This window comes from Flavobacterium sp. (assembly GCF_043780635.1).
Lineage (GTDB): Bacteria > Bacteroidota > Bacteroidia > Flavobacteriales > Flavobacteriaceae > Flavobacterium.
The window spans coordinates 1-8,292 of sequence record NZ_JAYWCK010000153.1; the positions used below are offsets into that span (position 1 = coordinate 1).

Below are 8,292 nucleotides of genomic sequence, written 5' to 3' on the forward strand. Positions count from 1 at the left end.
CCGAGTGCAAGATTGTACGAAGAAAAGGCAGATTATACGTAATCAACAAAAAGAATCCTAGATTTAAACAAAGACAAGGATAGTTATGGCAAGAATAGCAGGGGTAGACATCCCGAAAAACAAAAGAGGAGTTATCGCTTTAACCTATATCTTCGGAATTGGTAAAAGTAGAGCAGTTGAGATTTTAGAAAAAGCTCAAGTTAGCCAAGATACAAAAGTTCAAGATTGGAATGATGACGAAATTCACGCAATTCGTGATGCTGTATCGTTTTTTAAGATTGAAGGTGAACTACGTTCAGAAGTTTCCTTAAACATCAAACGTTTAATGGATATTGGATGTTATAGAGGTATCCGTCATAGATCTGGTCTTCCGTTAAGAGGACAAAGAACTAAAAACAACTCTAGAACAAGAAAAGGAAAAAGAAAAACTGTTGCAAACAAGAAGAAAGCAACTAAATAATAAGTAATATGGCTAAAGCAACTGCAAAAAAACGTAAAGTTATCGTTGAATCAACGGGAGAAGCTCATATTTCTGCTACCTTCAATAACATCATCATTTCTTTGACAAACAAAAAAGGTGAAGTTATTTCTTGGTCGTCAGCTGGTAAAATGGGTTTCAGAGGTTCTAAAAAGAACACTCCGTATGCAGCCCAAATGGCAGCAGAAGATTGTAGTAAAGTAGCGTTAGAAGCTGGACTTAAAAAAGTAAAAGTTTATGTAAAAGGACCAGGAAACGGACGTGAGTCTGCTATCAGATCTTTGCATAATGGTGGAATTGAAGTAACTGAAATTATTGATGTTACTCCAATGCCGCACAACGGATGTCGTCCTCCTAAAAGACGTAGAGTTTAATACTCAAAATATTTATAGTATAACCTAGATTGAATAACGATTATCGAAGGATAAGACCTGAATTCATAATCTCAATCTTAAACAATTTAAAATGGCAAGATATACTGGTCCAAGTACAAGAATCGCACGTAAATTCGGCGAAGCAATTTTCGGAGACGATAAAGCATTCGAAAAAAGAAATTATCCTCCTGGACAACACGGGATGGCTAAAAAAAGAGGAAAAAAATCTGAATATGCTGTTCAATTAATGGAAAAGCAAAAAGCTAAATATTCTTATGGAATTTTAGAAAAACAATTCAGAAACTTATTCGAAAAAGCATCAGCTACTAAAGGGGTTACTGGTGAAGTATTATTACAATTGTGTGAAGCAAGACTAGACAATGTAGTTTTTAGAATGGGTATTGCTCCTTCTAGAAGAGGTGCTCGTCAAATCGTTTCTCACAGACATGTAACCGTAAATGGTGAAAATGTTAATATCCCTTCTTACCACCTTAAACCTGGTGATAAAGTTGCAGTTCGTGAGAAATCTAAATCAATAGAAGCTATCGAACGTTCTTTATCTAATTCAAGTCATGTTTATGAATGGATTACTTGGAATAACGAATTGAAAGAAGGTACTTTTGTTTCTGTACCAGCTAGACTTCAAATTCCGGAAAACATTAAAGAACAATTAATCGTAGAGTTGTACAACAAATAATAATTGACTTAGTCGAAATTTATGGCAATATTTAATTTTCAGAAGCCCGATAAAGTTATCATGATCGATTCAACCGATTTTGAAGGTAAATTTGAATTTAGACCTTTAGAACCTGGTTACGGATTGACAGTTGGTAACGCACTTAGAAGAGTTTTGCTTTCAGCATTAGAAGGTTATGCAATTACATCTGTTCGTATCGAAGGTGTAGATCATGAGTTTTCTACTATCTCAGGAGTTGTTGAAGACGTTACCGAAATCATTCTTAATCTTAAACAAGTACGTTTCAAACGTCAGATTGAAGATATAGATAATGAATCAGTTACTATTTCAGTAACCGGTAAAGATCAATTAACAGCTGGTGATTTTCAGAAATTTATTTCAGGTTTCCAAGTTTTGAATCCAGAACTTGTAATCTGTAATTTAGACCCTAAAATCAAACTTCATTTCGATTTAACAATCGAAAAAGGTAGAGGATATGTTCCTGCTGAAGAGAACAAAAAACAAAATGCTGCAATTGGAACTATATTTACTGACTCTATTTTTACTCCGGTAAAAAATGTGAAGTATGCAATAGAAAACTTCCGTGTAGAGCAAAAAACAGATTATGAAAAATTAGTTTTCGAAATTAAAACTGACGGATCAATCAATCCAAAAGATGCACTTACTGAAGCTGCCAAAGTTTTAATTCACCATTTCATGTTGTTTTCTGACGAAAGAATTACACTTGAGGCTGACGAAATCGCACAAACAGAATCGTATGATGAAGAATCATTACATATGAGACAATTGCTTAAAACCAAACTTGTTGACATGGATCTTTCTGTTAGAGCATTAAATTGCTTAAAAGCGGCTGAAGTTGATACACTTGGGGATTTAGTATCTTTCAATAAAAATGACCTAATGAAATTCCGTAATTTCGGTAAAAAATCTTTAACAGAACTTGATGAACTTGTTGCTGTTAAAAATTTAAACTTCGGAATGGATTTAGCAAAATACAAACTAGATAAAGAGTAATCTAATCCTGATTAATCAGGATTAAATTTGATAAAACACAATGAGACACGGAAAAAAATTCAATCACTTAAGCAGACAGACAGCACATAGAAGTTCTATGTTAGCTAATATGGCTTGTTCTCTTATCGAGCACAAACGTATTAACACTACTGTTGCAAAAGCAAAAGCGCTTAAACAATTTGTTGAGCCATTAATAACAAAATCTAAAGCTGACACGACTCACAACCGTCGTATCGTTTTTGGATACTTACGTAGCAAATATGCCGTAACTGACTTGTTCAGAGATGTAGCTGCTAAAGTAGGTGACCGTCCAGGTGGATACACTCGTATCATTAAAGTGGGAAATCGTTTAGGAGATAATGCTGATATGGCAATGATCGAACTAGTAGATTTCAATGAACTTTACAATGGTGGTAAAAAAGAAGTTAAAAAAGCAAAAAGCCGTCGTGGTGGAAAAGCAAAGAAAGCAGATGAAGCTGTTGAAGCTCCAGTTGCCGAAAAGCCAGTTGCTGAAACAGAAGCTCCTGCTGCTGAACCAGAAACTCCAACAGAGGCTGCGGAATAATTATGAAAATAATCATTCTATAAAAAATAAGGATAAACTTTTATTAGTTTGTCCTTTTTTTTTGTCCAAAATAACTTTGCGAAAACTTTGTGCCCTTGGCGGTAAAAAATTAAATTTGCACAACAATTAACTACAAATGAAATACACAACTAGACAAAACGCCATTCTGCTGCTAAGTGACGGAACTATATTCCACGGAAAATCTATTGGAATCTCAGGAACCACTTTTGGAGAAGTATGTTTTAATACCGGAATGACAGGTTACCAGGAAATATTCACTGATCCTTCATACTTTGGACAAATTATGGTAGCAACCAATGCACACATTGGAAACTACGGAGTGAATGAAAAAGAAATTGAATCCGAAAGCATTAAAATTGCAGGATTGGTTTGTAAAAATTTCAGTTTTAATTATTCTCGTGAAAATGCTTCCGGAAGTTTGGAAGATTATTTTACAAAACAAAACCTAATCTGTATTTCTGATGTTGACACTCGCGGACTCGTGAGCTATATTCGTGATAACGGAGCAATGAATTCTGTAATTTGTACAGATGGAACACCAATAGATGAATTAAAAGCGGCTTTGGCGAAAGTTCCAGATATGAAAGGATTGGAATTAGCTTCCAAAGTTTCTACCAAGGAGCCTTACTTTTTTGGAGACGTAAACGCAACATACAAAATTGCGGCTCTTGATTTAGGAATTAAAACGAATATTCTTCGCAATCTTGCCAAAAGAGATTGTTACATCAAAGTGTTTCCTTATGATTCTACATTCGCAGAATTGGCAGCATTTAATCCTGACGGTTATTTCTTATCTAACGGACCTGGTGATCCAGATCCGCTTTTTAGTCCCATTGAAGTAGCAAAACAAATTTTGGCAAACGACAAACCCTTATTTGGGATATGTTTGGGACACCAAGTAATAGCTTTGGCAAATGGAATTTCGACTTATAAAATGTTTAATGGTCACAGAGGAATCAACCATCCAGTAAAAAATATCATTACTGGAAAAGGAGAAATTACTTCTCAAAATCACGGTTTTGCCGTTAATAAAGAAGAATTGGATATTAATCCTGAAATGGAAATTACGCATCTTCATTTAAACGATGGAACTGTTGCCGGTATGAGAATGAAAAACAAAAACTGTTTCTCTGTTCAATATCATCCAGAAGCAAGCCCTGGTCCACATGATTCATCTTATTTGTTTGATCAATTTATTGAAAACATCAAAAAATAGAGTAAGACACATAAGATTTACTAAATATTTAGTACTATAAAAAAGCCTCCGATAATTACATTGGAGGCTTTTGCATTAATTATATGCTTCTTATTTGAATGTTCTCATAAAAGCCACTAACTGCCAACGTTCTGTATTACTTAGTTTTTCTTTAAAAGATGGCATTGGTTTTTTGCCTACTGTAGTTTGGTAATACAACGCTCCATCACTCAATGATTGGAATTCTTTAGAAGAAAAATCTCCACAAGAAATATCGATTTTTTCTGCTTTAGGTCCGTCGCCTAATCCTTTTATTCCGTGACAAGATTTACAATTGTTTCCCCAAAGCGTTTTTCCGGAAGTAATTGCTGAAGCATCTGCTATTATAGGGCTTTTGATTTTTGCTGATGCAACAGGAACTATCCAGTTTGATTTGCTTGTTGCGACTTTAGGTTCTTGAACTGTGACTTTAACGGGCGTTTCGGTTACTGTCACTATTTTGGGTTGTTCTTCAATAACTACGCTAACAGGTGTTTCTACAACTATGATTTTTTTAGGTTGTTCTGCTACTACTACTTTTGTCTCAACTTCTACTTTAGTGTTTTTACCTATTTTAGTCTGAATTGTTTTTTGAGTAACTATTTTTTCAGGTTTCTCTGTTCTAATAGTAGTAACAGTCGTGGATTTTTCAACTGGGGTACTTTCAATAATTAAATCTTCTTGAATAGCAGCTGTTTTTGCAACAGTATCCACAATTACAGTTTGGGTTGCAATTGGATCTTTAGGAGTTGCGGCAACCTCCATTTTTTCTTTTGGACCACAATTAACAAAAAGTAACGACATACTCAAAATTGCGAAAATAAATAGTTTTTTCATTTTATTATTTTATTAATTAATCATTGTTGATTTATTATAATGGCTTAAAGTTAGATAGTTATATCTAAAAATAGGTTACATAATTTTATAAAAAAATTACATTATTATTGTGTTTTGAATTTATAAATTAAAGTGATTATTTGAGGTTAGTTGTAAAATTAAGGGTGGTGAAGATTAAACTAAAACATTACATTTAATCAGTTTTTCTGTTTTCAAAAAAACTAAATTGAAACAGAAGTAAAAAGTAAATAATTAAAAGTACGTTTTTCATCAATTTATAGCAAGTTGACTATGATGGAATTTGAAGGAATCAAACAAAATTTTTATTAGAATATAATTTTATGTTAATACTACTAAGGAAACTTGTATTGTGTAATTGAATTGTTATTTTTACAACTAAAATTTAACGAGATTGTAGTTGTTAAACAATGCTAATTCTTGTTTCATAAAGCGTATATTTGGCTGGAATTATTCAGTGCCATATTACAATTGAATTCTATAAAGGTTAAACGATAACTTATAATTTTAAATAAAATAATTTCAAAATAATGCTTTTAAAATCAAGACGAATGAAATACATAAATAATAAAATTGCACTTACATTTTTCCTTATACTATTTTCAAGCGGTATCGCGATAGCACAAGAAATTATCAAGGAAAGTGCCGTTGATACAATTAAAAAAGTTACTCCTTATAAGAAACAAAAAATTGATGGTGTCATTGCGAAAGTTGGGGATTATATTGTATTAGATTCAGATATTGATAAATCATACTTGGAAATTTCAAGTAGCGGAGGTTCCATAAAGGATATTACAAGATGTCAAATCTTAGGAAAAATATTGGAAGACAAAATGTATGCTCATCAAGCCATTCAGGATAGTTTAAAAGTAACTGATTCTGAGGTGAAATCGATGATGGATGAAAGACTTAACTATATGGTAGAACAAATAGGTTCTATGGATAAAGTAGTGAAATATTACAAGAAAAATTCTGAAGAAGAATTTAGAACATACTTCTTTGACGTTCTGAAAGAACAGAAATTAACTTCAGAAATGCAAAAGAAAATTATTGATGGAGTAGAAATTACTCCTGAAGAAGTTCGTGATTTTTTCAAAAAAATACCTTCAGCTGATCTTCCTGTTTTTGGTGCCGAAATGGAAGTGGCACAAATTATTGTGACTCCAAAAGTTTCTGAAGCAGAAAAGCAGAAAGTGATTGATAAGTTGAATGAGTTCAAAAAAGAAATTCAAGAAGGAGGTTCAAGTTTTGCAACAAAAGCGGTTTTGTATTCTCAAGATCCAGGTTCGAGAGCAACGGGTGGTTATTATAAAATGAATAAAAAAACGCCTTTTGTAAAAGAATTTAAGGAGGTGGCTTTTAGCCTTGCCGAAGGAGAAATTTCAGCACCTTTTGAAACGGACTTTGGATATCACATTATTTACATCGAAAAAATAAAAGGTCAAGATGTAGAGTTGCGCCATATATTATTGATACCTGCAGTTACTCCTGAAGATTTGAAAGAAGCTAAAGATAAAATTTCGTTAATCAGAAAAAGAATCGTTGACAAGGAAATTACTTTTGCTGAAGCAGCAAGAACTATGTCAGACGAAAAAGAAACTAAGGCAAACGGTGGTGCATTAATTAATCCGAAAACACAAGACACACGTTTTGAATTGACAAAAATGGATCCAGCTTTATACAGTCAGGTTTCTAATTTGAAAGATAATGAGATTTCTTTACCATTAATGGATGAAGATCAAAATGGTAAGAAAAAATTCAAGTTAATTACAGTTACCAATAGGATTGATTCTCATACTGCTGATTATGCCAAAGATTATATAAAAATTAAAGATTTAGCTTTAAAAGAAAAACAAATTAAAGCGATTGGAAAATGGTTTGATGATAAAATTAAAGACACTTATATTAAAATCATTGGTGAATACAGAGATTGTACGTTTACTAATAATTGGTTGAAAAAATAGATTAAGAAATCCTAAGAAAAAAAATGTCAGACGTTGCAGGAATACATAACTTGGTTCAAAAAAGAAACGAGCTAAAAGCCGAAATCGCAAAGATTATTGTCGGTCAGGATGCTGTTGTTGACCAAATTTTGCTTTGTATTTTCTCTGGTGGACACGCACTTTTAGTGGGAGTTCCAGGATTAGCAAAAACCTTGATGGTTAATACGTTGGCTTTGGCATTGGGACTTGATTTTAAAAGAATTCAATTTACACCTGATTTGATGCCTTCCGATATTCTTGGGAGTGAAATATTGGATGAAAATCGTCAATTCAAATTCATAAAAGGACCTATTTTTTCGAATATAATTTTGGCTGATGAAATCAATCGAACACCTCCAAAAACTCAGGCTGCTCTGCTTGAAGCAATGCAGGAACGTTCTGTTACTATTGCAGGTCAAAACTATAAATTAGCATTACCATATTTTGTTCTGGCAACCCAAAATCCGATAGAGCAAGAAGGAACTTATCCTTTGCCGGAAGCTCAATTAGACCGATTTATGTTTGCAATTAAATTGGATTATCCTTCTTTTGACGAAGAGGTCCAGGTAGTAAAAAGAACTACTTCAGATTCGAATTCTAGTATAAATCCATTGTTTTCTGCACAAGAAATAATCGATTTTCAACACTTGATTCGCAGGATTCCAGTTGCTGATAATGTAATTGAATATGCTGTGACATTGGTAAGTAAAACCCGACCTGACAATCCATTGTCTAACGAATTTGTGAAAAATTATTTGGATTGGGGTGCGGGACCAAGAGCCTCTCAAAATTTAATTTTGGCTGCCAAAGCCAATGCAGCTTTCAATGGAAAATTTTCTCCGGATATCGAAGATGTAAAAGCTGTGGCAACAGGAATCCTCCGTCATAGAATTATCAAAAACTACAAAGCCGATGCCGAAGGAATTACTGAAGAAATGATTATAGACAAACTGATTTAATAATCAATAACATTAATTTAACCCGTTGGGTGCAATTAAATTATTTGTGTTTTAATATTGTTTATTGGTCTTTCAAAAATAAATTTATTGATGAATTGCACCAAAGTTAATGC

10 protein-coding genes are annotated in these 8,292 nt (G+C 33.1%); 9 read left to right on the forward strand and 1 reads right to left on the reverse strand.

All coding sequences use genetic code 11. From position 1 onward, the window contains the following. The 7 genes from rpmJ to carA all read left to right on the forward strand — a co-directional run. Positions 1 to 83: 50S ribosomal protein L36 (gene rpmJ, locus ACH2BV_RS13960; RefSeq protein WP_395051384.1), on the forward strand; the 83-nt coding region annotated here is incomplete at its 5' end. 2 nt (positions 84 to 85) lie between these two features. Beyond that, complete coding sequence (gene rpsM, locus ACH2BV_RS13965) at positions 86 to 460, forward strand: 30S ribosomal protein S13 (protein ID WP_194312428.1); 375 nt, start codon at positions 86 to 88, stop codon at positions 458 to 460. A gap of 8 nt (positions 461 to 468) precedes the next feature. After that, entirely contained in the window at positions 469 to 852 is a 384-nt protein-coding gene (gene rpsK / locus ACH2BV_RS13970; protein ID WP_024981527.1) for a 30S ribosomal protein S11, read from the forward strand. 91 nt (positions 853 to 943) lie between these two features. Continuing rightward, positions 944 to 1,549, forward strand: coding sequence for a 30S ribosomal protein S4 (gene rpsD, locus ACH2BV_RS13975; protein WP_291101928.1), 606 nt, complete (start codon positions 944 to 946; stop codon positions 1,547 to 1,549). Between the two features lie 21 nt (positions 1,550 to 1,570). Continuing rightward, positions 1,571 to 2,563, forward strand: a complete 993-nt coding sequence (locus tag ACH2BV_RS13980) for a DNA-directed RNA polymerase subunit alpha (RefSeq protein WP_395051377.1) — start codon at positions 1,571 to 1,573, stop codon at positions 2,561 to 2,563. A 40-nt stretch (positions 2,564 to 2,603) separates the two neighbouring features. After that, positions 2,604 to 3,128 (forward strand): 50S ribosomal protein L17, encoded by a 525-nt coding sequence (gene rplQ / locus ACH2BV_RS13985; protein WP_395051378.1) that lies wholly within the window; start codon positions 2,604 to 2,606, stop codon positions 3,126 to 3,128. A gap of 136 nt (positions 3,129 to 3,264) precedes the next feature. After that, positions 3,265 to 4,365 (forward strand): glutamine-hydrolyzing carbamoyl-phosphate synthase small subunit, encoded by a 1,101-nt coding sequence (gene carA / locus ACH2BV_RS13990; RefSeq protein WP_395051379.1) that lies wholly within the window; start codon positions 3,265 to 3,267, stop codon positions 4,363 to 4,365. 90 nt (positions 4,366 to 4,455) lie between these two features. On the opposite strand, the gene ACH2BV_RS13995 is transcribed toward carA, so the two are convergent. Next, positions 4,456 to 5,220: a c-type cytochrome gene (locus ACH2BV_RS13995; protein WP_395051380.1), complete on the reverse strand. Its 765-nt coding sequence runs from the start codon at positions 5,218 to 5,220 to the stop codon at positions 4,456 to 4,458. Between the two features lie 548 nt (positions 5,221 to 5,768). Between ACH2BV_RS13995 and ACH2BV_RS14000 the strand changes: the two genes are divergently transcribed. Continuing rightward, positions 5,769 to 7,202: a peptidylprolyl isomerase gene (locus ACH2BV_RS14000; RefSeq protein ID WP_395051381.1), complete on the forward strand. Its 1,434-nt coding sequence runs from the start codon at positions 5,769 to 5,771 to the stop codon at positions 7,200 to 7,202. 23 nt (positions 7,203 to 7,225) lie between these two features. Beyond that, positions 7,226 to 8,179, forward strand: a complete 954-nt coding sequence (locus ACH2BV_RS14005; protein WP_395051383.1) for an AAA family ATPase — start codon at positions 7,226 to 7,228, stop codon at positions 8,177 to 8,179. The last annotated feature ends 113 nt before the right edge of the window (positions 8,180 to 8,292 follow it).